This is a genomic window from Mesorhizobium sp. WSM4841, from assembly GCF_055811515.1.
Genome location: NZ_JBVVQC010000034.1, coordinates 1 through 24,556 on the forward strand (window position 1 = coordinate 1; position 24,556 = coordinate 24,556).

The 24,556-nt window shown below is 56.8% G+C and carries 19 protein-coding genes; 8 read left to right on the forward strand and 11 right to left on the reverse strand.

The window, feature by feature from the left end; translation table 11 throughout:
• Positions 1–367: 367 nt before the first annotated feature.
• The 7 genes from AC0L14_RS28640 (at position 368) to AC0L14_RS28670 (ending at position 6,934) form a co-directional block, all read left to right on the forward strand.
• Positions 368–784, forward strand: a complete 417-nt coding sequence (locus tag AC0L14_RS28640) for a hypothetical protein (RefSeq protein WP_473751506.1) — start codon at positions 368–370, stop codon at positions 782–784.
• Between the two features lie 399 nt (positions 785–1,183).
• A complete protein-coding gene (locus tag AC0L14_RS28645) occupies positions 1,184–1,963 on the forward strand; it encodes a hypothetical protein (protein ID WP_473751507.1) in 780 nt (259 codons plus the stop codon).
• A 120-nt stretch (positions 1,964–2,083) separates the two neighbouring features.
• Positions 2,084–2,407 carry a family 16 glycosylhydrolase gene (locus tag AC0L14_RS28650; protein ID WP_473751508.1) on the forward strand — a complete coding sequence of 108 codons (324 nt, stop codon included), beginning with the start codon at positions 2,084–2,086 and terminating at the stop codon, positions 2,405–2,407.
• 491 nt (positions 2,408–2,898) lie between these two features.
• A complete protein-coding gene (locus AC0L14_RS28655) occupies positions 2,899–3,981 on the forward strand; it encodes a WD40/YVTN/BNR-like repeat-containing protein (protein ID WP_473751510.1) in 1,083 nt (360 codons plus the stop codon).
• Between the two features lie 5 nt (positions 3,982–3,986).
• On the forward strand, positions 3,987–4,292 hold the full coding sequence (locus AC0L14_RS28660; RefSeq protein ID WP_473751511.1) for a MoaD/ThiS family protein: 306 nt from the start codon (positions 3,987–3,989) through the stop codon (positions 4,290–4,292).
• 711 nt (positions 4,293–5,003) lie between these two features.
• Entirely contained in the window at positions 5,004–5,666 is a 663-nt protein-coding gene (locus AC0L14_RS28665) for a hypothetical protein (protein ID WP_473751512.1), read from the forward strand.
• Positions 5,663–6,934, forward strand: coding sequence for an ABC1 kinase family protein (locus AC0L14_RS28670; protein WP_473751513.1), 1,272 nt, complete (start codon positions 5,663–5,665; stop codon positions 6,932–6,934). Before AC0L14_RS28665 ends, AC0L14_RS28670 begins: the two co-directional genes overlap by 4 nt.
• A 32-nt stretch (positions 6,935–6,966) precedes the next feature.
• On the opposite strand, the gene AC0L14_RS28675 is transcribed toward AC0L14_RS28670, so the two are convergent.
• From AC0L14_RS28675 to AC0L14_RS28700, 6 genes are read right to left on the reverse strand one after another with little or no spacing between them, the layout of a single operon-like run.
• Positions 6,967–7,434, reverse strand: coding sequence for an acyl-CoA thioesterase (locus tag AC0L14_RS28675; protein ID WP_473751514.1), 468 nt, complete (start codon positions 7,432–7,434; stop codon positions 6,967–6,969).
• Entirely contained in the window at positions 7,435–12,987 is a 5,553-nt protein-coding gene (locus tag AC0L14_RS28680) for an SDR family NAD(P)-dependent oxidoreductase (RefSeq protein WP_473751515.1), read from the reverse strand.
• Positions 12,987–13,979 (reverse strand): hypothetical protein, encoded by a 993-nt coding sequence (locus tag AC0L14_RS28685; protein ID WP_473751516.1) that lies wholly within the window; start codon positions 13,977–13,979, stop codon positions 12,987–12,989. The genes AC0L14_RS28680 and AC0L14_RS28685 overlap by 1 nt, the downstream gene beginning before the upstream one ends.
• Complete coding sequence (locus AC0L14_RS28690; protein WP_473751517.1) at positions 13,979–15,946, reverse strand: CRTAC1 family protein; 1,968 nt, start codon at positions 15,944–15,946, stop codon at positions 13,979–13,981. Before AC0L14_RS28690 ends, AC0L14_RS28685 begins: the two co-directional genes overlap by 1 nt.
• Entirely contained in the window at positions 15,943–16,932 is a 990-nt protein-coding gene (locus tag AC0L14_RS28695; protein ID WP_473751518.1) for a DUF1702 family protein, read from the reverse strand. The genes AC0L14_RS28690 and AC0L14_RS28695 overlap by 4 nt, the downstream gene beginning before the upstream one ends.
• A gap of 1 nt (position 16,933) precedes the next feature.
• On the reverse strand, positions 16,934–17,143 hold the full coding sequence (locus tag AC0L14_RS28700; protein ID WP_473751519.1) for a hypothetical protein: 210 nt from the start codon (positions 17,141–17,143) through the stop codon (positions 16,934–16,936).
• Positions 17,144–17,557: 414 nt separating this feature from the next.
• Between AC0L14_RS28700 and AC0L14_RS28705 the strand changes: the two genes are divergently transcribed.
• Complete coding sequence (locus AC0L14_RS28705; protein ID WP_473751520.1) at positions 17,558–18,235, forward strand: DUF6008 family protein; 678 nt, start codon at positions 17,558–17,560, stop codon at positions 18,233–18,235.
• 159 nt (positions 18,236–18,394) lie between these two features.
• On the opposite strand, the gene AC0L14_RS28710 is transcribed toward AC0L14_RS28705, so the two are convergent.
• The 5 genes from AC0L14_RS28710 to AC0L14_RS28730 form a co-directional block, all read right to left on the reverse strand.
• Positions 18,395–19,135, reverse strand: coding sequence for an AfsR/SARP family transcriptional regulator (locus AC0L14_RS28710; RefSeq protein WP_473751521.1), 741 nt, complete (start codon positions 19,133–19,135; stop codon positions 18,395–18,397).
• Positions 19,136–19,396: 261 nt separating this feature from the next.
• Entirely contained in the window at positions 19,397–20,041 is a 645-nt protein-coding gene (locus AC0L14_RS28715) for a carboxymuconolactone decarboxylase family protein (protein ID WP_473751522.1), read from the reverse strand.
• Between the two features lie 294 nt (positions 20,042–20,335).
• The gene (locus AC0L14_RS28720; RefSeq protein WP_473751523.1) at positions 20,336–21,958 is read right to left on the reverse strand and encodes an amidohydrolase family protein; all 1,623 of its coding nucleotides are present in this window, start codon (positions 21,956–21,958) and stop codon (positions 20,336–20,338) included.
• Between the two features lie 378 nt (positions 21,959–22,336).
• Entirely contained in the window at positions 22,337–22,846 is a 510-nt protein-coding gene (locus tag AC0L14_RS28725; RefSeq protein WP_473751524.1) for a hypothetical protein, read from the reverse strand.
• A gap of 32 nt (positions 22,847–22,878) precedes the next feature.
• Entirely contained in the window at positions 22,879–24,546 is a 1,668-nt protein-coding gene (locus AC0L14_RS28730; protein WP_473751525.1) for a hypothetical protein, read from the reverse strand.
• Positions 24,547–24,556 lie beyond the last annotated feature (10 nt).

Below are 24,556 nucleotides of genomic sequence, written 5' to 3' on the forward strand. Positions count from 1 at the left end.
CCAACGAAACAGCAAACCAATGAAGGGGGTCAGTTCTTCACTTCGCCAATGGGGTCAAATCTTCGCTTCGCTTGACAACTCACATAGCCCTTTGCGGCAAGGGCCGCCTCCGCAGCCCTGACGACTCGAGTTTCAAGTGGAGTCCGATTCTTCCGGCTCATCGCCCTGCAGCCAGGTCTGCTGTTCCCGCCGACGCGGACCGGCCTTCATCCGCCCAGCGCCGATACATATTCCAGATCCTGCCGGCGCTGTTTCGCGCGTCGCTCGTAACTGGCCTGGTTCTTGGTCGCGATCAACGTGAAGAGCCCTATCCGGTGGAGTTATTCCTACGAGCCCGCGTGCAAAGCTCGCAAAAGCTGGAGCCAGGTTGGGGTTACCTTCGTACGAAACCATCAAGAATTACCTGTGCGACACACGTTCAGATATCTATGACATCGGTGCCAGGCTTCTGGTTGAGCGGCTTCAACAGCCCCTCGGGGAGCGACTGCAGTTCTTCAATGAAGTTGAGGCAGGGGACGTGCCAGGTCGCGTCGTCGACAAGGTGCTAGTTAGCGGTGTGCAGCTCGACGCCGAAGAGCTCATAGCCGCGGAACGGCTGCTTGTGAGCCCGAACAAGGTCGTTCGGTATTCTGCGATGTCCCTGCTGAACGAGCGCTACATGGGCGCCGCACGCATCCAGCAACATGCGGAAAGGATGTCTGAAGATAGTGAGCATCAGATTAGAAACAGGGCGCTATCGAGAGCAGGCGCCGGTAGCCATAAGGAGACGACTGACACAGGATAGGCCGGCGCTTGATCAAAGCGCTATCGACAGACGCTATCGTCCAGAAGCGGCCATGACGGCGGGTAGCATTGAACAACCGAAATTGGCCTTAAGCGTACGGTCTGCTTTCAAACCTCAGACACTGGCATCTCAGGGCGTGGAAGTCCGCCCGTCTCGAAACAGACAGGCCGTAGTGGCTGCCATGTGACGTAGCCGTATCACGTCGAACCTTCAGGGAGGACGACAGCACCGATGCCTGCGCCCGCGACAGTGCCGCCAACGCCCGGGCAAAGCCTTTCAGATTCTATCCATACTCTCCGTACGCAGAGGCTTGCATCGCTAGCAGGAATCAGCGCGCTGGCCTTTGCTTTGGGCGAGAAGGCTGCCATCATTGGCTAGGTCTCTCGGAACCTTCCAACGATGTTGGCAAATATACTGATCGCGATTGGAATTACAACTGCAGCGGTTGGAGTTCTTGATAGTTTTTTACTGACTGACTATCAAAAACGCCAAGTAGGCGATTTTGTTGTCAGAATATGGAGCGCTCTCGATGATATCAAAAGAGATGGATTTCTCCTAGGACTGTTTCACAAATGGGTTGTTCCCTCTGCAAGTGTTTTAACAATTCTTCCGATGTTCTCGATTGGCTGGATCGTTTCTGAGATTCGGCGCAGTTGGGATCAGGATCGAATTCGCCAACTTGAACGAATGCAAGACATCTGCCTGAAAAGGATTGCGCGATCGCGCTGCTCCCTCGAACATCAAGCTGAACTCGAGCGAAAGAAATTTGAAACGGTTGACTTTTACCAATCCGATATTATTTTGTATATACTAATTATATCTTGTACGTTAACCATAGCCGTCTCGTATATTATAAGATTACAATACACTAATCGTAAATTTACTGGACTTGCTGTTAACTTTTTGGCCTTGATCCCGTTTGCCATTGTAATGTATTTTCTTGCAATTATGACGTTAACGAATCCACCCATTGCCACTGCGATGATCTACTCCCTATTTTCAATTTTATTTGTTGCAATTGTTGCAATATTACCAGTGATCGAATTCAATTTATGCTACGCATTTGTTTTCATCGTCGAACTTATTCTCCGACGAATAGCCGAACAACCAAAAGGACCACTCGCGGCGTTTAGCGCGCTTATGACCGGAATAGGTGCCGTTCTCAAGGCTTTCGCTTAGGTGCGGCATGCTTTAGATCAGCAGGCGGTGATCCTCGCCGAATGTTGGTCAACGTCTATTTCAACCCAGGCGACGATGGCTCCAACATGAGCTTCGGGTATCGAGGAACTCCATGCCACATTGACCAGCTTCGACAGCACATTGGACTTTCATATGTATGCCATCGACTGGCAGCCAGGCCGTATCATATGGTCTGTCGGTGGCAGAGTTGTCTATGAACGCGTTGTTGGGACCCCACGCCGATTCCGCACCTTCCAATGCGTTTGCATGCAAGTTTATGGGCGCCGCGATCTGAAAAGCTTGCAGGGCAAGTTGACAAAGCCACTCTGCAATCAACTGCGGCATTCCGAAACATATCTGTATTTGGGACGATGGATGACCGCCAAAGATTTCCATAAACGACACCGCAATTGGTCGACTCAAAAGAGCTATAGGGTGAGGTAGCGCAGGGTTTGGACTGCTTGCCTTGAAAATTGGTGAGTACACCGGCACTTGATACGGAAAACTACCTGAAGCCACCCAATGACGACCACGCTGGCGGCTTCGACCAATGACTGCTTTTGGGAGAGCGCCATGCTGACCCGAACGGCCGATATGAGGCGCAAAGCTGCCATTCGGCATAAAGATGAATGCCCTTCGGCGAGTGGCTGAACCAGCTCCTTGTCGACCTTGGCGAACCGCTTCGTAAGATATTGACGGATAACGATTATGTTAGTCGCTGAGGGAGGTGGCCTTTTCAACAAAACAATCAGTTAGCGGGTGGTTCGCCAAACCGTATCCTTCGTATGTTCTCAAATGGTCTGGCGAACCGGGGATGGCGACGAGTTGACGTTATTGCTTTAGGGCGTAACGTTCCTCCTCCGGCAGCGAGTGCCAACGAGGAAAAAACGACAGGTCGAGCGGGGCAGACCTGTCGCTGGCAAGAGGACCTGATCGTGGCGAAGCATGTGCTCGTTCTCATCGGCACCCGCAAAGGTGCTTTCACCCTAGAAAGTGATTTCAAGCGCAAATCGTGGGGCCTCAAAGGTCCGTTCTGCGCGACATGGCCAATGAACCATGTTGTCTGCGACCCGGCGACTGGCACGATCTATGGCGGCGGCGGCAATGAATGGTTCGGCCCGGCCGTCTGGAAATCGACCGATCTCGGCGAGAGCTGGACCCATTCGAGCAAGGGGCTCGCCTATGAGTGCGGCGCCGAGCCGATCAAGGCGGTGTGGAGCGTCGCGCCGAAGAACGGCAGCCTTTATGCCGGCGTGCAGCCTGCCGGCCTGTTCCGATCCGACGATGGCGGTGAGACCTGGCAGCATGTTGAAGGGCTACAAAAACACCCGTCACGCCCACAGTGGAGCCCCGGTGGCGCCGGCCTGATCCTTCATTCGCTCGTGCTTCACCCGAACGACGAGAACCAGGTGTGGATCGGCATCTCGGCGGCCGGCGTGTTCCACACGTCGGACCGCGGCATGACTTGGGAGCCCCGCAACAAGGGAACCCGTGCCGATTTCCTACCAGAGGGTGAGAACTATCCAGAGTTCGGCCAGTGCGTGCACAATCTCGTCATGGCTGCAGGGAGGCCTGACCGGCTCTACCAGCAGAACCATTGCGGCATGTACCGCTCGGACGACGGCGGCAAGAGCTGGCAGAGCATAGAGAAGGGCCTGCCGTCGAGCTTCGGCTTCCCGGTGGCGGCCCACTCGAGCGATCCCGACACTGCCTTTATGATCCCACTCAACGGCGACACGGCGGGCCGCTACATGCCCGATTCGAAAGCCGCGGTGTGGCGCACGCGCGACGCGGGCAAGACCTGGCAGGACCTGCGCGAAGGCCTGCCGCAGCAAAACGCCTATTTCGGCGTGCTGAGGCAAGCGATGGCGACGGACCAGCTGGAGCCGGCCGGCGTCTATTTCGGCACATCGAGCGGTACGGTATTTGCCAGCGCCGACGAGGGCGATAGCTTTGCACCTATTGCCGAGCATCTGCCCGTCATCACCTCGGTCGAAACAATGGTGGTCGAGAGGTAAGGACCGTGCCGAACGATACGCGTCACCCGCGACCCGCTCAGGCCGTTGCAATCACCGTGAGACTGCCCGGCGTGCTGGTCGACTTGTTCCCGGGCTCGACACGTTCGCTGAACATGTCGGCATCAACAGTGGACGAGATGATGGACGAGTTCGATCGGCGGTGGCCGGGCATGCGCGACCGGCTCTGCGACTCGACGCCAGCGATCAGGAAGCACATCAACGTCTTCATCGACGGTGAGCGCGCCAGACTTGATACGCCGCTCGAACCAGGCACGAAGGTGTTCGTCATCATGGCGATCAGCGGAGGGTAAGTTTCGGGACGGTCTACCTTTTTTCGCCGCTTGCGCCCCGCCTGGACATTGCCTTTCTGCCGCAGGACAGCAAAAACCTCCGGAGCGCCCGCCCTTCTCGCCTGTCCGTCCGACCCAGGCTCGCCGCGAACCGCTCCGCGAGTCTCTGCCGCCGGAATGGCTCGACGATATAGGCGACACTATGCGAGTCCTCGCTGACAGAGGAGTGCGGCCCGCATAGTTCGACCGAGACCGGGCCGGCACCGGCGTACCAGTGAGGCAACAGCCATGCTGCTTTCGAGAGCAGCACATCGGGCACGGCAACCGATGTCACGCCCACATCTGCCTCAAAATAAGCTTCCGCCTTTTTTGTGGCTGCGGTCTGCGCAGAGCTGTTCTGGAAGCCTGAGCAATCGGTCCCGACCTCTAAGATGCGGCTACGGCAGTGATCGAACAGAGGCATGTCACTGACAAAAGCCAATGCCTTTAGATGAAATCACATCGTGATTCAGCCGTGAGCCGCCGGCGAGCCCATCGAAGGAACATCAGGATAAGTTTCTGCCACTCAGCTGGAAGGAGAGTCCGATGCCCCGTCAAAGGAAACCGCGTAGCCCATCGCAGCAGACCGAAAGCACAGCGCCCAGCAGACGCCTTCCACGAGGCCAAGACTACCTACACACCATCCGATCAGACCAGTATATCGAGTTCTCGCCTGGTTTGCTGGGCGACGGAATGGAACTCTTCAGCGAATTTGTTACGCTGGTCGGTATTCCCCTAGATCCCCCCATAGGTAATACCGACACGATCATGGAGCGTCTTGAAGATGTGGCTTCCGACGCGCCGGTACCAACACGGATCGTGGCTTTCGCAAATGTAAGCGCAGCGCCTGTTAAATTGAAAGGTGACGGCGCACTTGCTGGATACTATGATCTATACGTCACACTTTCCCCGACGCGAGAGTCAGTCGGTGAATCAATCTATCATTTTGAAGATGACACTCACGGGACCTTCGAAAGTAAGGCCGAATTCTGGCCACTTTTCGAGCTCCGCCCCCTAGGCCAGGGACATTCGATTTTTGTCGACACTGGCGTTGCGCGAGTGCCAGGTTTTCCAATGAACATCGGAAGTGCGGGAGGCCGATGGTCGATGAAACCACCGACTGATCGCGTGGTGACTTCCTTCAGAGCCGCCCCCTTCTTTTATGAAGGGGAGGTGATCATCACGGCGCAGCGAGACGGCCAAATTTCTCCCTTGGTCGCTATGCAGCACGCAGGCCCTACGATTGCTGCATGCGCCAAAGACCAAGCGGAGTTTACTTCGGCTGACTATGCTGGTCGCATGGGCCGAGTTCGGTTTGGCATGACCAAGCCAGCGGCCAATCGGGAGCTTGAGTGACTGGCGTTCGGTTAGGACTGCAGGTTCTTGTTAGGGCCTCGCATACCATCATGGTTCTCACGGGGGCGGCTCTACGCTTGAGCACGAGCCGATTGGGAAATGCGGCGGCCGGGAGCAGGCCGCCGACGTATTCTCTTGGAGCGGCAGTATTTCACGTTGCCCGCTGTCTTGGTGGCGGCTGGATCAAGATCGCACAGATTCTATCTACGCGCCACGACCTCCTTTCAGCGACCGATATCGCGCTTCTCTCAACTCTTCGCACTAGCTGCAACCATCAACCCCTTGCCTTGGTCCTCGCTGGCGAGGACGCATGGATAAGCGATATCTTTGATATCCAGCCAGATCCGATCGCCGCCGGCGCTATTGCTCAAGTCCATCTAGCAACCGATCGACGAACGGGGAACCTGATAGCGCTGAAGATAAAAAAGGTGGGAATTGACCGACTGATAGGATTGGATCTACGGCTCCTCTCTGCAGCCGCGCGCATTTTGACGAAGGTTCCTCAAATTCGCTCAATTCCCATCAAAGAAATATCAAAAGACATATCGGCTAAACTTCATGACCAGTTGGATTTCGAAAAAGAAGCAGGCAACATTGAGCTCTTCAAGTCGTGCAACTTCTTTCCAGATCGAGTCAAATTTCCATCGGTCGTTCACCGTCCAACTCGCAATGTACTAGCGATGCAATTCGAATCGGATCTAACACCAATAGACGAATCATCTTGTACAAATCAGCATGAAATAATCGAAGATTGCCTCCGGTCAGTGTTCGAAATGATTTTCTTTTTTGGAATTGTTCATTGCGATATTCACCCGGGAAACTTGCAATTAAACAAGTTATCCCAAATATTATACTTGGATTTTGGGCTTGTTTCGCGCATGGAACCAGGTATGATGCGGAACTTTCGCGAATTCTTTTTAAGCGTCTCGCTTGGAAAAGGGGACATTGCAGCCAACATCATAATTAATACGGCAGTATCATTGCCGGACATTTTCGACAGGGACAAATTTCGTTTTGACGTTTCTAAATTGGTATCGAATTATTCTCGCCTTACAGCTAAAGATTTTAGCATTCCGTCGTTCGTAAGTAGTTTGTATTCTATTCAAAGGTCTCACGGCGTATACGGGACTCAAGCATTCTTCTGGCCTATTTACGCACTATTTTGCATCGAAGGCATCGTAAGAAAGCAGCACCCGAACCTCGACTTCCAACGTATAGCAATGGACTATATGGTCGAGCGCCGTTTTGGAGCTGCACCATCCATTTAACTCAGACAGCGTTGTGCGCAGAGCTCTCCTGATCAAATGTGAGTGAACTGCTGGAGTGCTCTGGAAAGATCCTCAGGTGGCGTAACAGCTTGGAGGCCTCGACTCGTTGCCTCCATGCAACCAATCTCCTGAAACCCTCGTGCCACTATAAGCTTCTTGTCGTCCGCAAGCACCAGATACTCAAAGTCGAGGCCGATCTTGTGTTGACGAAGATAAGCGAGCCTCATCAGAACCTCGAGCTCGTCGAGAGCGTGGAGTTCTTCGTAGTATTCGCAAGATACTTGCAGGGTGACTAACCGAAAATTCCCCGCCAATTCAGCAACAATCCCTGCCGCATAAGCCTTTAGAAACGATTCTCGGCAGCGACCTTGCCAGGATATGTGGCGGGCGAAATACACATTGCCGACGACATTTGTGTCCTCAAAAGTTACGAGGTGCCGATACACAAACGCCTTGCGAGAGTCCAGCGCCGGATCGCGAATATTGGCGTACTCTGTCATTCAGAGGCCTTCCTTGAGTGAGCTAAACGCGACGGTTTTGAAGCCTGCTTGAACAGGCAGGCTCACGACTAGCACGTGCATGTCATCAAACCGGAGCGATCCACCGGAGCGGAGTTTCGCCATGTGGCTAGGCGAAATCCGGCGGTCGATCTTCCTGCAGGCTTCGACAGCAGCGAACTCGGGGCCTGCAGTATCGGATATTTCAATATCGCATCCAATTCTCGCTTTGGCTGCGACGGCCAGTGTTACGCCCTCGCGGTGGGCTATGGAAATCGAGCCTTGGCCGTCGGTTCTTATCGGCCGACCATCGGCCCGCCGATCGATGCAGCCTGAGACTCTCAGCATCGACAGCACAGTAGTCCGGCGATCCTGACGTGAACCCAACCGATTTCTCACAACAGCGATTTTGATGCTGTCGTCTCCAAGGGTTTCCCTGGCCACTCGCTCCAAAAAAGGAGTGATCAATCGGCCCTCGCACGCAATCACATCCGATGCATCCAGTTCCCCGACCGATTGAAATGCCGCCCGGTGCCAGCGTTGCACGATCTGACCCTCCGCGGTCTCAGCTTCGATATCGAAGACGTAGAAGCCGGGCTTTGCCTCGCGTTCCCGCGCGCGAATGACTTTCGGACGAGCCTGAGACATCAATTCGATTTGATCGATCGAGACGGGCAAGACCGTTCTGTGCGGTACGGCAGCCTGCAAGGCGTGCATACAGGCATCTGCCAAGCCTGGATCCCAAAGGATCGTTTGGGCCGATTCGTATGACCCAAACCAACCATCCGGCCCATTGTCCGTGAGCGTTGCTGTGACTGATCGCGAGTTCACAGCCAAGAACCGGTCCACACGCTGGAATCGCCCGCAATGAAAGAACAGCCGACCATATAGCGGACCGGCATCGAAACTTTCCGCCCCAACAAGTCTGTCTGTCTGAGGCTTTGGGAGGATCGTGGTGCCTGCTCCCAACCTGAAGGTTGCACGCACAGCGGCAGCCAGGAAATTGTCATCAGGTGCGAAGAGCGCCGTCTCAATTCTGTCCTCGGTCATAACCGCGGCCAGACGTATAGTCACCCCACCGGAGTCGCCCACATGGATGGCGCGTTTGAACTCGATCCTTTCTATAGAACACAGGTGCGCTTGCGGCGACAAGCATAAGGCTGCTTGACCTAGCGCTTCCAATGCCATGACGCCCGGGAAAACCCGGTGACCGCCGACGATATGATCATCAAGGTAGCGATCCCGCCCTGGCAAAATTTCAGTTTCAAGCACGATCTCTTTACCGGGGTAATGCAGCAAAGGTCGATCGACAAACCGCAGCGATGGCAGGGTCGTGGCACCCAAATCTAGGCAGTGCGGGAAACCGAAGCGGCTCGTTACTGCGACAGCCCCCGAAGCACCTGACTCAACGAGCCGATTAAATGCGGTTAGGGCGTCATCAACCGAAATTGGGTCAACACCAGCAGTGGTTAGGCGATCTATGGTGCCGAGACGCTCGCCCATTCCGACGCCCCCCCAGATCGACCATTCGAGCGCGAGCGCCGATCGTCCCTTTCTCGAAGATGCCCAAGCAATGGAGCGATCAGTCAGCGCGCCGTTAGCCAAGGCGTAGTGAGCCTCTCCCTCAAGCCCGATCCGGCCTATTAGCGAGCCAAATGTCACAACCCTACGGAGCGAAGGCCCGCAGCAAGATAATGCGTTGTCAAAGGCGTCGATCTTGGGCGCCAAGCAGCGACGCGCCGTAATCGCGTCTACGCTCGAGATCCGCATCGGTTCGTTAACGGCAGCTGCGTGTACGAGAACTGTCGGCGTGCCCACGGTCTTGAATACCGGAGCAAGCCTGGATCGCAACTGCACCGCGTCGCACGCGTCCGCACACACGTATGTGCAGTTGATGCCTAGCCTATGGGCTCGTGCGACAGTGTCCGAAACCTCCTTGCTCTCGGGAGCTGTTCTGCCCACAAGGACCAGCGCAGCGCCTCTTTTCCCGAGCTCCAGCGAGCACTCGGCGGTGATGCCTCGACCGCCTCCGACGACCAATACAACATCACCAACTCCAACCGCCCCAGATCCCTGGTCTGTCGCAGGTTTCAGCGGAACAAACTCCGGAGTTTTCAGTGATCCGTCGGAATCGACCCGCAGCTCAGTATATCGGCCGGCAGATGCTCTGAGAGCCTTTGTCAGCGTCTCGTCAGTGTGAAGTTTTTCGTTGAAATCAACGACACGAACGGTTTGGAAGGCCCCTTCGAGCGCTAGCGACCTTGCAAAAGCCGAGATTGGCGTGCCCTTGTGAACAATGGCCAAGTGTTTGACGCTACGACGCGAAGCTTCGGCGGTCACGCTGATCAGCATTTCGGCGCAGGTACGGGAGAACGAATGCGGAAGATGCAGAAGCCAAGCTTCCGTTGAGGTTGGAAAATCGGGACCATCGCGGGACGCCGACAGTCGGATTGTTGACCACGCTGCCGGATTGACATCCGACGACAACGAGCCACCCACCCACCGAATTGCATAGGTGTCTACCCAAGGACGGACACCCGAGATCCGATCGGCTTCACTGTCACGTGGGCCAAACTCGCGCAGTTCATCGAGAGCGCTGGCCAGCATTCGCGGCGTTGCGTTGGCGAACTCGGTAGGAGCCGAAGGCGATCGCACCCCGAGGGCACCAGCCGCGGCGGTCACTATTCGTGAAACGGACAGCGAATTCAGATGCAACGCGTCGAGAAACCGGTCGTCGGCGCCAACTGTTTCCTGCGGAAGCCCCGTTAGAGTCGAAATGACGGACAGAACCCCAGATAGGCTGTCCGTGGTTGCAACCACCGGTACATTGATGACAGTCAACGAATTTGTGATTGAAGTCCGTGCGCTTGGCACCGCTGCCGATCCACACGGATTGGTCAGGAACTCTGAAGGCGCCGGATCAAATTGCCTGACTGCGCGCTCGGCGAATAGCGGAGCACAGTTGATGCGATGTCCGCGTGCATAAAGCTCTCCGAGCGTAACGAGAAGTGGGCTGATGGACTGGCCAAAAGCGTCGATAGCCAAGGCTGGGATGCCGTAGTTCTCGACCAGCCTGACAAGTCCTCGTCCCGGCCCGACTTCAACTAATATATCAACATGCGGTCGGACCTGTTTGAAAGCAGCCTCAAAACGAACCGGGCGAACAAGTTGATCTGCCAGGAGCGATCGCAGGTTGGTCGCATGGTCGACGAGTTCACCAATGACAGTCGACACTACCGAGTTCTCGCAAATCCGAAGCTCTACGTCCGCAAGTGCTTCAAGCCACGGATTCACAGCTCCGAGAATGTCTGCGCTATGAAAGGCGTGAGAGGTCGCCAAAAGCGTGTGATCGATATGGCTGCGCTCACAGATCAGTTTCAGGCGCTCTATGGATGCGCGAGGACCGGCAATCACCGTCTCATTTCGACCGTTCTCACACGCCACAACGGCGTTCAGGACGGTTGCTGCAATCCCCTCGGCCTCGGCTGAGGGCAGTGCTACGCGCAGCATGCCCCCGCCTGCTGTGGAATGATGAGCCATGATCGCGCCGCGCTTCGCCGCAAGCTCGACGGCAGCATGCCTCGCCATCACACCGCCCCAAGCAAGCGCGGATATCTCGCCGAGGCTGTGACCGATGCCGATCTCGGCGACCACACCAAGCCTCTCCAAAAGCGCAAGTCCAGCCATGCTAGCAGCCACTATTGTGGGCTGCGCGACCTCTGTTGCGACGGAATCCACTTGCCAACGCGGAGCAATTTGCGATCGGAAGGCATCGGCGTCAGAGAAACACCGCGCCCAAAGTCCGCCGTCAGGGCGTGAAGGTGCTCCTTGCCCCGGGAAAGCAAAGCCAATCCGGGGGGCTGAATGGTCTTTGCCCACTAGAACGCCAGCTTCACGCATAAACGATGACCGTCCGTTGTCGACCAATGATTTTGCCTGCAGCAGCCGTTCCGCAAGTTGCTTGGCCTCAGAAGCCACAATTGCGACCCGAATATTACCTTCCCCTGCTTTGGCTGCAGTTGCAGCCGAGGCATCCGAAAGCTCAGATATGGAAAGGGACGACGCCCTTGCCAAAAGGACATCGAGATCGCGCACAACTTCGTCTAGCCGAGAGCCCGAAAAAAGGAACAGTTCCGCGTCGAAAGCGGCAGGAGCGCGGAGGGATACCGATGTACTCCTCGGCTTACCGACCTGCTCAATGACGACATGCGCATTTATTCCGCCGAACCCGAAACTCGATACGCCGGCGAGTCTCCCATCAACCCGTGCCGGAACGAGAGAAGGCTGAACGCTGTATTCCGTCTCCGCAAAGGCAGGATGTGGATCACTGCACCCGGCATGAGGCGGAAGCACCCCTTGGCGCAGAGCCTCGATCGCCTTCACCAGGCCTGCAAATCCTGCGGCAGCTTTCGTGTGACCTATGTTTGCCTTGATTGATCCGATGAGGAGCGGGTTCGATGTCCGGCCCCGCAACGAGGCCAGGGCTCGTATTTCGGTCGGATCGCCTACAGCTGTCCCGGTACCGTGGGCTTCCACGAAGGCCAGATCTGCCGGATCTGCGTCTGCGCCTTCGTAAGCTCTCTTGTATGCAACCAGCTGCCCTGCACTGGATGGCCGGGTCAACCCCCCTGCTCCATCCGTGGAGATTCCCCAGCCGCGAAGCACGGCCAGCCGGTCGAAATCGCCACGGCGTGCGTCACCATCCCGTACGACTACAGCGAACGCTCCTCCCTCTCCCGGCCAGAAACCTCCTGAATTGACATCGAAGACCCGCATATCGCCCCGAGCAAGCGCACCGTTGCGTGAAAATCCAACCAGCTCGAATGGGTCAATGCTGAGATCAACCCCGCCAACGACGACTGCATCGACCTGACGAGATGCCAGCAGATTGGCTGCGTCAGCCACAGCAACCAGCGAAGATGCACATGCTCCGTCAACAGTGTATGCGCCGCCTCGCAAATCAAAATGGTTGGCAATTCTGCCCGCTATGGTGTTCGCCAATCCACCGGCCAGGCTATCCTCGTTCGGCGCCGGGAATCTTCGACAGATCTCCTCCCCAAATGCCTGCCGAAGCCTCGCTCCGACAGTCGACTGGAGGCCCTCGGTCTCGACGGCATTTGCCAGCATGGTGTCAAGGAAGGGCAGCCGATGCCTGAGCATGGCGGCCCGGCTGAATTCGCCCGTCAGCGTGTTCGCAACGATCACTGCGGTCCTACTGCGGTCCAGTCTGTCGAGGCCCGCTTTGCTGATCGCATCGGCCGCAAGTTCAAGCGCGAGCCAATGGGCCAAGTCAGTCGCTTCAAAGGTTGCCAGTGGAACGCGAAAACGGGCGCGGTCAAATTCCCACCCTGTGAGAAGCCCTGCTTTCACCGGAACAATTGAATCGGCTTCGCCGAGAAGGTGGTCAGCGTATTGCTCGAGGTCCAGTCGCTGTTTCGGGATGGCTCGAAACGATCTGCGCCCCTCCATGGCATTTCGCCACAACTCGGTCGGGCTTGCTGCATCGGGAAACCGGCATGACAGCGAGACGATGGCGATCCTGGTCTGCGGTTTCATCACTCACCTGGAGAGAGGGCAGCTGACCCTCGGGTTTGATCAGGCGACCGAGCCTTGCGCGCAGCATTGGCAACTGCGAGCAGTGCTCCGCGTCCTGCTGTCACTGCGGTGAGCGCATAGAACAGCCCAAAAACCATGTGGACTTCCATGAGGAGAGCGTAGGCAACTGCGACCGCCGCAGCGAAGGCAACCTGGCCGCGCGTTCTGGCAGGCGTCGTCGCCGGATCCGTGATCATGTAAAAGGTGAACAATATGAAGGCAAAGCCGGTCATCGGCACGAGACCGGATGTGATGGGTGTTCCGTTTATGGCGGCACGAATGATCGCCTGCGCAGCGAAGGCCCCAACCCAGGCGAGGATCAGCGGGATCCTACCCGTCGCTTTCCTGTTAAGGTAACTTCCGGTTCCAACGATAACCAGCGGCAGGAGCCAGTCCACGAAACCCCACGTACTCTCGGAGAACTGGTAGGGGGGCGCAATTCCCACCGTGGGAAACAGCAGCAGCGTTACCGTGATGCCGAAATTCGAAGGGTTGAGGAAATGCCTCAGGACAGGGTTGCCGTCTCTGGCCTGCCCGAGAGCGACCCGAAATACATATTTTGAAGCCATCGCAACGCTGGCGGCGAAAGCAACGGCAGCCAGATTGTCCGCAGCATACAGCAGCATGCCAACCGCAAGTCCGCTGATGTGGGCTGGCAACAGAAACCTGACCAGATTTAGGAACTCGCCTGCGTAGCGCGGTTTGCGGCCAGCAGCGCGCGCTTCCAGAGTCTCGCCGATCAGATCTACCGAATAGGCTGTCCCCACAGAGAGAAAGGGCGTGATCCACGACTGCTCAAACCCAAGAAAAGCGTGGCCGACAACGTTCAGGACAGTGATGGCAAACGCGAAGCGGGACAGACCGCCCAGACGCTTCTCTGAATACCAGCGTTCCGCAACAGCTTCAAAGCGGTCAACGCGGCGACCAGTCGGTGCCGTTGTATTGATTGACATCAACCACCCCTGTTCCGGGCGTTAACCTGTGAAGCAGCTGCCAGCGCATCTCTCAGGATCAGACGATGCCGCCCGGGCGTCAGCCTCATCGTCATTGTTTGCTGGCCAGCGGCGTCGCGCCATTTGAATTGCACATCGAACTGGGCGTCGGAGGCCACCTTGCCAAGACCGAGGTGGATTTCGGGTGCACGCTTTCCGGCATGACCGGATCCACCGTCCACGACCGAGGTGACAATACGGCCACCTGGAAGAATGACGCGCGCTTCTGCGCCGATCGCGGGTCTTGTGCCCCCTACCGCTCCCGGCACCCGCAGATCAACAACGATCGATTGGCCGACGTCCTTCGAAAGATTTCTCAGGAAGACAGACGGACTCCATTGCCGCGCAATAGCGACAGAGAGCCGACCGTCGCCGTAGACGTCACCCGTCGCGATTCCGCGCGATACGGTTCCAGAGTCCAGCCCGAGAGACTTCCATACGTCCGAATACTTCCCGTCGCTCGTCGGCAGGAAGAGGCGATCGTGATCTCGTCCGGACAGTTCATCCCCGTCGGAAAAACGAGGCCATGCGGCGGGAAATTGCAGAAGCTCGTCGTTGCCCATGGCAAGCTCCTGAAGCTCGGGCCATCGGTTGGTTGTCCCCTTGATGAAGCCAATAGCCTGAAGGATGGCCGGCCGTCCCGAATTCAGCAGGTCCGCAAACTTGATGTCCCAGCCCCAGCCACTGGTCCAGGTCCCGTATTCCGTGCTCCGGTCGACGTAAGGCGCGACACCTCTGAACCATGCGGTGTCGTCGCCATTGTTGACAAACAGGAAATTGCTCTCGAGAAGCGCGTATGGGGACGATATGTTGCTTACGGCAAGCGCCGGTCGGCCGTTGCCGACCAGATCTCCAAAATCAGCGCCCATTCCTTTGAACGAATCCTGACCGAGCACTTTGGAGCGCGGAACGCCAATCGTTCTGGTTCCTTTGACCAGCTCGAAATGCGGATTTCCAGGAGTCGACCGGTTCAGAAGAAGCCTGTCGCTGCCGAAATCGTTGGCCACGTAGATTTCCGGCAGGCCGCGAAATTTCTGCATTTCGCCTGAAAGCGACGCGTCATCCAGATCGCGCGCGGCGAGTGCCAACGTCCACCCGTTTGCCATCTCGTCGGTGAAGGCGGCGCTTGCGTCGCGGTAGGCAACGGACGTCCTGGTCGCATCCTGCCAGAGAAACAGTCGATTTCTGCCGCCGTTTTCCGCGCGCGACATGGAGTGCTGCATTGCAACCGGCTTGTCCGACCTAGGATCGAGCACGCGATCGCCGTCGCGATAGTAATTCCCGAAAAGCAGGTCTGGATGACCATCGCCATCAACGTCGGCGAGGATGGCAGCATTGGTGTTCCATATCTCCGGGGCATCCGTAACCTCGACGGGCGTGAACCCTGCGGCGTCGAAATCCGGACGTTCGTTTCGAAGGAAGATCAGCGGCGTTCTGCCCCAGTAGCAGACGACCAAGTCCATCTGACCGTCCTCGTTGGCATCCGCCGGGAGACAGGCCATTGGCGCCACAAGCCCGCTGTCAACGCTTCTATCTGGCGGCTCAAGTGCAAATGCAGTGAAGCGTGGAAAGAGCTTGTTTCCGGAGGTATCCGGCGCCGGCATGACGGTGACGCTGTCGTTACGAGGATCGACAAGACAGATGTCCTGCGGCAAGCCTGTCCCCTGTATATCTGCCAGGGCTATGCCAGCGCCTACTGACGAGACCCAGGCATCGATACGTTTGAGAGAGGGATTTACCTGACGGATGATCCGGAAAGGTCGGCCCGCATAAGCCGGCTCAAGTTCGGTCCTTTGCAGGTTCAGTGCTTCTGCCAGATCCGCGGATGCCTGCTCGGTCAGGTAGCCGGGAGACGCAACAAGATATAGCGCCAGGGCGATCGATCCCGTGACTACCTTGGCTGCGTGACGGAGCAGAAAGCCTTTCATTCGGCGGCCTCCAGTCGATTGACGGCCAGTGAGGAAGAAAGACGGCCCCTCCAGACCTCGTAGTCAGGGGCACCTGGATCGTTCGAGTAGAGGCCCCTTCGGGCTACCCGAACGAGTTCGGAAAGATCTGACGCCGACATTTTGCAAACTGTCATCGCGGCAAGGTCGGCCACCGGCGGCGGCTCCCCGGCGCGTGCGCGCGCTTCGCAGGCGAATGCGATACCCTGCGCGAAATGACGCCTGTTCATTTCTGCCGCAGTCAGGGCGATCCTGAAATCACAACGGTCAGCGCAGCCGGCATAGGCCATCGCGAGACCGAGACCGGCCCAGAGATCGCCCCGTCGAGGTGCGGGAAATCGCTGGATTGTATGAACGGCATCTACAACCGAGCCGCCACAGGCGAACCAGAGCGCACGTCCCACGCCTTGGTCATACGCGCGCGCCTTATAGCCACTGCTGGCCCTGCGCCAGAATGACATGACGCGACGTGGCTTGAAGTACGTGTCGTGAAAACCCATCCCGTCGAAAGCAAGCCAGCGCAGGAGCGGGTCAAGTTGTCTCAATACTGGCGCCCGACGCCAGGGCAGCCTTGCCATAGCCCATCCGCATCCGACGTGGGCCAGATAAGTGAAATCGGGAGCAAACTCGGCCAGCAATTCGGGGAGAACTGGCCGTCTCAGGGAGAATGCGTCATGGACCGCAACGCCCATCGCGCTTCCTTCAACAGCGAACCCGCGAAAGAAAGGGTCAACGTCTGTTGTGGCCACGCGCACCTCGGCAGCTCTCCTGGTAAGGAGACCCTTGTTGTAGCCTTCGATGAAGGCCTTACCGATCGTCTCGAGCTGAGCAGTTCGTTCCTTCGATGACGAAGCGAAACCACGTCGTTCGAAGCTTGCTTCAACAGGAGACAGGAGAAATGGCCGCCACAGCATCTTTGGGGGCGACAGGACCGGAGGATCAAATGGGTCGAACGGAAGGGGAATCACGTCATTCCCTCATGATCGATTTTTTCAGTTGCTCAGCGATGACCTTGCATGCGGCCGCCAGGCCTGAGACTTTGAACCGCCTGTCAGACCGCCTGCTTGCGCCCAGTTCCTTGACCTCTCCCTGCCAGGTAGCCGGTTGACCTCCTGGTTCTCCCCAGAAGCGGAGTACGAACACCTTGTCCGGCTCGCCCGACTTGGCCTTTTTTTCCACGACCAGGCTCCTTCGATTGACGGAGTATTTCGTGAAGTGGTGTTTGCACTCTCATCAATCTGTTGCGGCGAAGTCGAAAAAGGGCGCGGCGCTTCTCAGGGAAATCTCACGAATGCCTCACGACGGGTGACGCTCGCGATTTTCACCAACGTGCAGAGCCGGTCTGCGGGTTCGCGCCCAGATTCTGCGCCGATGGCCACCCCATCTTCCGGCGCGAGCGCTGCCCGTTTATCCAGTAACGCTGCGACCACCTCACACCGATGGGACAGAGACGCCAACCCGCGCCGCAACAAAGCGGCTGCTCTCTCAGAGACCGCAGTATTTCGTGAGCGTCTAGTAATTTTTGCGCTAGCGCCACGACGTAGGTCTTGAGCCTTGGACGACTAGGCGACGATGCGACCCAAGGAACTCGAGATGGCCACTTCAGATGTGTCTCAAACTCCCGAAGCGTGGAATTTCAAGTTTGCATTTGGAGTGGTCGCCGCTCTTGGCCTGATTTTCCAGACTGGGCATTTCGCAGAGCATGCGTTCCAGTTTGGTGTCTGGGTTCTTGGCGACTGGTCGAACGTTTGTGGCCGTGACACTCCTTGGATGTCTCCGTGGGCCATGGACCTCGTTCAGGAGATCGGTCTCGTTGTAGCGCCTGCCGGCGATACCGAGCGGCGTACGATGCTTGGGATGGAAGTGCTGCATCTGATAGGCAACGGCATTTTTCTGACAGGACTTGTGTGCCTCTACGTTTGCTTGCCGTCCAAATGGGTTCGTTGGGCTTTATACATCGAGAGCTTCCATCTCTATGAGCACATCATGCTCACGACCAGCGCCTTCTTTGTCGGAAAACCCATAGGCATGAGCACCCTCTTCGGCGCGGCGGGTGCTATCGGCAGTCGGGATTTCGCGGTAGGATTCAGGGTGACCTGGCATTTTGCCATGAACCTTCTGCCGATGCCCTTCGCAATGCTCGGCATCATGGAATATGAGCGCACGCGGAACGCCCTGGCCAAAGTGATCCCCGCGGACCGGTTTTGTGGTCTGCCACTGGTCTCGGGTCCAAAATTACTTAAGAGCGAAGATCCCAAGACCCGTGGATGAAGATTTGCTGCGGTTCGCGGCGCATCTGTGTGGCTGGTTCGCCGGCGCCACGGCCCGAATTTTGGACAGCAGTTTGGAACCCGGCTGCATGCTCGCCAGACCTCAACCCGATCGAGCACGCCTTCGCCAAAATCAAGCAATGGAAGCGAATACCATCGCTTATAGCGAATGCGAATTCAGCGCGCCTCGCTTCTCCAGGCACAGTGCTTGCCGGATCGACTCTATATCATCGTGGTTGTCGCATTGGCGGACGAGTTGAAATAGCCGGGCCGTTTCAGGCATCGGCCCAACGCCGATCTCTGCTCGAAGAACTTTCTGCCACCGGTCGAAGAACACGGCTGCTTCGGCTCGCTGCTCATCCAGGCACAGCAGTCCAAGCATATTTCGAACGAAGAATTCGCGGAAAGGATCAAATGACAGGACCTTGCGGCATACCGCGATCGCGTCGGCGTAATCTCTCTGCCTGATATATTGGACCAGCGCATTGCGAGCGAGCGTGACGAAACATGTATGAACTCTCTCGCGCTCCTCCACAAACAGGGCATCTTCTTCGCCATCCAAAAATGGCCCCTGGTACAATTCGATTGCCGCCCTGACCGCCGCGAGCGTGGCCACCTCTTGAGAATCTGATCCGATTGCCACCTTTTTTGCCAGCGCAGTGACGGCGCTTGAGTCCACGTATAGCCAGGGCTCCTCGTCCAGCACCACGTCGTCCCCGATCGATCGAAGATTTCTGCCACCGTTGCTGCTCGGCTCCTGGCCCAGAATCTTCCTCAGGCGCCACAGCGCTGAGTTCAACGCGGCTCGCGACCTCTCGGTGTTCATCTCCGGCCAGAAAAGATCAGCGATCCGTTCCCGACGATGAAGCTTCCCCGAAAAGGCAAACAGGAATGCAGCCATCCTCTGCCCTGAGGGCCCAAGGTCAGAGTGAATCCGCCTACCATCCACCGTGATAGCAAATGAACCCAATAGATTGACCTGCAACACGATCCACCCCCCAAACCATAGGGACTCGCTCGCGCCGTTCGCCGCTTCGGACCGGCCGCAATATTACTTGGCTGTCTGTCAATAATGCAGAGTTCGCTCACCATAAAATCACGGATCGGTCAAATTTCCCAGAAATTATTACGTGAGCAGAAGATCAGACTGAGCCGCGACGTTTCACGCTGCAGTTGGAACGGCAGTGACACGTGAATCCGAATACCCATAGCTCGCGATCTGCTGGGCGCGATCTAGGAATGCAGCGGGATCTGACGGCGTACGCGCACGAAACCCGTCAACCATTCGGTTGTACATGCAGAACGCTGATGCGATCAGAATTGTTAGCTGGATATCGGCATTGCTGGCGCCAGAAGAGCGGGCAGCGGCGACGTGGCGCTCTGCAAGCTTTCGACCACTGTCTTTGACAATCAAGGCGATGCGCATGAGGCGTCGCAGCTTGTCGGGCAACGCTGTCAACCGTCCCGCCTTTACGTCATCGGCCAAAACGCGCGACCGGTCCGCGCCAACGCCCTCACGCTGCAGCAGCGCTTCTGCGAATGCAGCGTGTGTGTCCATGCAATAGAAACAGGCATTGCCGGCGGATACCCCGGTTGCGATCAATTCACGTTCGGATCTCGTCAGCGATGAGCCTGGAAATGGCTTGACTAAAAGTGTATCGGCAAGTGACCGCAGTGGCCTCGCCAAATCTGGCGAAATCATCATCGCGGCGAGAATGCCAGGAAAGTTCGGCAAGCCGTCTACGATGGGGGTCTCGGCCGCGCGAAGCGTCCTCTCGGGCTGTCTCGAGTGCAGCCGGGTGCCCATCGGCTCCTCCTTATCCTCGCGTCCAATTTGGAATTGGATTTGCATGCACCCGAGGTCTGCTCATTCGATCACGAAGAAATTGCAGATCTATTTAATTTGCTTGTGTCTGGGCCTCCGAGCTCAGAGCGCCGCGCTGTCGTCCGTCTTTTGAGATGCGGGCGAGAGCAGGCAAAGCCGGTCACCTGATGGCGCAGGGGTTTTGGTTGTTGGTTATTGGATACCGACGGCGGCGCTGGCTATTTCATGCTGCAGGCAATCCCGCATGCGGCCAGTGTGGTCTCGGCAGCCTGCAATTCAGAGACCGCGCCGCACAAACTCAGGCAGATTCACATTCGCGCGCAGACGCTGGCGAAACGACGCGTCGTCAATTTCGGTAAGGGGCGGTAATTCAAGTCGCTTGATGAGCGTCGGATCAATTTCCGGCGCTCTTTCCATGGCTGCGCGAAGCGTCGTGAGCTGTGGCTCGAATTCAAGATCGAGGCCCCAGTGGTCAAGGTCGAGCGTCTCTGTGAACAGCGCTTTTTCATCCGAGCGCGCGACAAGGAAAGCAGTCTGGCGAACATAGTCGCGGGCGAGTTCCGGAAGATCTTGTAGACCGTAGGTCAGCTTCGCGATAGCCGAGGCAAGCGACAGACCGCCCAGCGTCTGGCCGCTGTCCTCGGCCAGATCGAGGGCGTATCGCCAGCCGCCGATGTGCACCGTCTCTTGCTGATCCGGCGCGAACTCAAGAAGGCCCTGGCGGCCGATCCGCGGACGTCCGTCGATGACAACCGCCAGGATCTGATTTTCATGCGCGTTGACAAGCTGCGAATACGGATGCTCGACGGTATCTGCCAGCACTAAAAGATCTGCGCGTTTGCCTGCCTCGATCGAGCCCAGATACCCGTCCCAGCCCAGCATTTTGGCTGGCATGGTAGTGACCATTCGCACGAGGTCTTCGTCGGAAAACAGCCCGGCGTGTTCGTCACTGACAATCTGCGCCACTTTCAACTCACCGAGTAGATTCTTGCTGCCACTTGGTCCCCAGTCCGAGCCGAGTGCGATCGGGATGCCAAGCTTTTTGGCCGTAGCAACATCAGCAGTCTGGCCGTAAAGCAGGAAGTTGCTCAGCGGCGACCAGACCATGCCAGCCGCCGCGGTGAGGCGTTGCAGATGCTCGGGGCGAAGCGCCACGCAGTGGATCGGAATGAGATTCCCATTGATTGCCCATCCTTTGGCGCCGCAATCAAGGTCCAGGAAACGCTGAAGGGCATCGTCATCTGTACCTTCGCTGAGGTGATAGAAAAACGGCCGGGGCTGTTGCAGCTTCGGCAATAAAGCAGTTTCAATCTCATCAGCGCGGTAGTCGAGCGTTTGTCCTTCCGCCTTCGGCCATGCGGCGTCCAACGGCGCTTCGACATTGCGCACAAGGCCTTTGTAGTATTCTCCATTACCCGAGAGACCCTGCGCCGTAGTCACGCCGCCAAAGAGCGAGCGGCACTCGACATAACGCACTATCGCGCGCTGGTAGTCCAGGTCGGTGTTCTTGCCCAGGACCGTTGCCGGCCAGCTCACCTCTGGCAAATAGCGGGCGAAATCGTTCCGCCAGACGTTACGGTTTGAATATCGCTGAGGGACCTCCCAGAGCGGCAGCATGTTGTAACCGAGATGATTGTGCAGTTCGATGAGGCCCGGGTAGATGGTCCCCTTCATGTCTACTGGCGTTACGGCTGCGAATTCTGCCGGAATTCCAGTTTTGTCACCAACGACTGCGGCAATCGAGTTGCCCTTTATGCAAACGTAGCCGGCGCGATGAATGGTCGATCCAGCGTCAAGCGTAACCACCCGCCCTGCCAGTACAGTGAGCGCTGGTCCTACCGCATCCAGGGTAATTGCTGTAGCGGGTGCTGCTCCGTCTTGTATTCTGAAACGTCCCACAAGCCCCTCCTCTCAGTTTATTTCTCAAGATCCTATCACATCCAAGTCTTACACCCGCAAGGCTACCTAGAAGCCGTGACAAGTAGGGCTTGCGTCCTGAGTCGACACACTGGGATTCGCTTATTACGCCGACGCGGCCAACGGCATCATCCGCTTCTCGCATCGCGGTCGCTTCTTACACATGTGTCGGGGTGGGCCGGATCTACGCGGCATGAGTCCGCTATCTGACATAGCTCGTCGCCGGTGCGCGCGCTGACACCTCTGTCTCGCCTTTTTGCAAGTCGAAGCATCCTATTTTTACGACGGGCGAATTTGGATGACTTTTCAAGGCGGACCGCCTTTGCATCTATGCCTCCCGGATCACAGGTGTTTCCCCTATCAAGCATCGGAGACAACGATGGAAATCGCCCACTTACTGGATATGGACGGCGTTCTCGTGCGTGGTGGGGACCGGGACCGGAGGTGAATCCCCAGCGCCGCGAGCGCCGCCCGAACCTTGCCCATATATGCCTCGGCGACCGACGAGCGCGGGATCGCAAATCCTATGCGAGCGCCATTGCGTTGATCGGCCTCGGCCATCGCCGCCGCCGTGAAAAACCCCTTCATCACGCGGTCAATTGTCTGGACGGAGGTAAAGTTCATTCCGTGCCTGTTCGATCCCTCGCGTCCGCTACGCCCGCCTTTTGCTTCGATGTGCCACACAGTCCCAGCCCGATTGTCGGCTATCACGTCGATCCCCTTCTGCTTGGTCGTGCATCGACTGACGATGGTGAAGCCGTCCGCCTCCAGCCGCTCGCAGACGATCTGGACGACTTCATCCTTTGTGAGCGCCAATTTAGAGCGGTCACTTCGTGCAACCGCAGTATTTCGAGGCACAATGGTTATCATTGTGAACTCCCCCTTCGATTTTTAGGCTCTGATTAGCAAGGATTATCTCGAGTTAGAAACGTGCCGGGTCGCCTTTCGCGAAGTAGGGGCGAGGGTTCAGCCCCAAGCGCGTCAGTTGCATCCTCCCCGCCTATGATCCGATAGACCGCGCCAACTTCCTTGCTGCATTGTTGGGCGAACTCGCTCAAAGTCATGCTGTTGCCTGCTTCGAGATAACCGTGCTGGCTGGTGACTGCTCGCAGAACGGTTTCGCCGGGCTCCTCGTAGGCCAAAGTCATCGCAGCAACTACACAGTACATGAGTTTCGTATCACCGACCCGGATGGTCTGGACCATGATCCCCGGTTTCGGCATTCCAATCAGATCCTCGACGGACGCTTTCTTCGCGTCGAGCTTGGCTTGGAAGGACTTCCCGATCTCATCAATCAGCGACAGCACGGCCTGCACGCCAATATCAGCCGCCTGTATGTCCACTAAGGTGAGCTGGGCGTTGGTAACGCCAACCCTACTCGTGATACGCTCTATTCGTTCCAACGCCCGCGAAACTGCCGCGAAGTGCTCAGCATCGTCCCGTTCAATTTTGGCCCCTGTTTCCAGATTGGAGCTGAATACCTTCTTGCCATCTGGCGAGTAGAGTTCGAGATAGAAATCCTCAGCCATCATATTAAGAATTTGATAAACCTCGATCCACCAGCCTACGGGCCTCTTTTCGCTCTGCAAATCTGCGACCGTTATTGCAAAAGTGCCAGCAAGGCTGACATCAAGGGAGACCGGCGGTGACGCGACGACAAATCGCATCTTTTGGAGTGTGGACGGTACGAATGGCGGAATTACAGCAGTTCCTAATCTAACGACTGGAAGACCATTTCTGCCGCGACGGAAAATCATCTTACAATCTGGCTTGTCAGTTGGTGTGATTGACAGCTCACCGATACCTGAAAATTGAAACTGGTGCGGCCTCTCGATACCAAACCGCTTCTCAAAACTTGCAAGTTTGGTCACCCGAAGTGGCCTGAGCCCGAGAAAGCCCTCGACCATTTCCTCCTCACTCGCAGCTTGAATAGACATCTTGAGAGTTATAGGGCTTCCGTCATAACCGGCAGACTTTAGCTGCAAGCGCTTAGTCTCGTAGTAATCTTGACGCGCCGCGTACCCCTTGCACATTTTCTGAACGCACTGGAGCATCTTATTAGTGTTAGGCTCGTACGAGATTGGCTGCCAATCGGCGTTCTTTGTAAACGTAATCGTTTGCCTGTTGGTAACAGGGCGTCCACCGCTACTTTCCTTCGTCAGCCTTTTCAGAACTTGGTCTAGTGGAGCGCCTCCAAGGTGGACAAGGAACGTATCGCAAATTGACAGGTCAGGCTTAAATCGTATCACAAATACAAACGAAGGATCGGTCGCCTTTGCCAACCGCTCCATCGATAAGAGCGGAGCTGAGAACTTCTTAGCGGTTGCCCACATCGATTTGACTTGAAAATTGAACGCCGGTAGTGAAGGTCTCTTGTCAGCATAAGTTGAGTTATCGAGATACTTGTTCGTAAGCTCTATCCGATAGTCCCAACCGGTAAGGTCTTGATCGACCTTATTAACAGCCAGCCCTGGACAAAGGGGCGGGAACAGATTTTCACCATGACGACCTAACTCTTCAGAAGTCAGTCTTTGTATCATTGCATTCTGGCCATATTCATTTTCTGGCAACCGAGCCGCT

Excerpts from the sequence above, each read along its gene's own strand:
- AC0L14_RS28645 (WP_473751507.1), top strand. The coding sequence starts at position 1,184 with ATGTTGGCAAATATACTGATCGCGATTGGAATTACAACTGCAGCGGTT.
- AC0L14_RS28665 (WP_473751512.1), top strand. The coding sequence starts at position 5,004 with ATGGAACTCTTCAGCGAATTTGTTACGCTGGTCGGTATTCCCCTAGAT.
- AC0L14_RS28675 (WP_473751514.1), bottom strand. The coding sequence starts at position 7,434 with ATGACAGAGTACGCCAATATTCGCGATCCGGCGCTGGACTCTCGCAAG.
- AC0L14_RS28680 (WP_473751515.1), bottom strand. The coding sequence starts at position 12,987 with ATGAAACCGCAGACCAGGATCGCCATCGTCTCGCTGTCATGCCGGTTT.
- AC0L14_RS28685 (WP_473751516.1), bottom strand. The coding sequence starts at position 13,979 with ATGTCAATCAATACAACGGCACCGACTGGTCGCCGCGTTGACCGCTTT.
- AC0L14_RS28690 (WP_473751517.1), bottom strand. The coding sequence starts at position 15,946 with ATGAAAGGCTTTCTGCTCCGTCACGCAGCCAAGGTAGTCACGGGATCG.
- AC0L14_RS28705 (WP_473751520.1), top strand. The coding sequence starts at position 17,558 with ATGGCCACTTCAGATGTGTCTCAAACTCCCGAAGCGTGGAATTTCAAG.
- AC0L14_RS28710 (WP_473751521.1), bottom strand. The coding sequence starts at position 19,135 with ATGGCTGCATTCCTGTTTGCCTTTTCGGGGAAGCTTCATCGTCGGGAA.
- AC0L14_RS28715 (WP_473751522.1), bottom strand. The coding sequence starts at position 20,041 with ATGGGCACCCGGCTGCACTCGAGACAGCCCGAGAGGACGCTTCGCGCG.
- AC0L14_RS28725 (WP_473751524.1), bottom strand. The coding sequence starts at position 22,846 with ATGATAACCATTGTGCCTCGAAATACTGCGGTTGCACGAAGTGACCGC.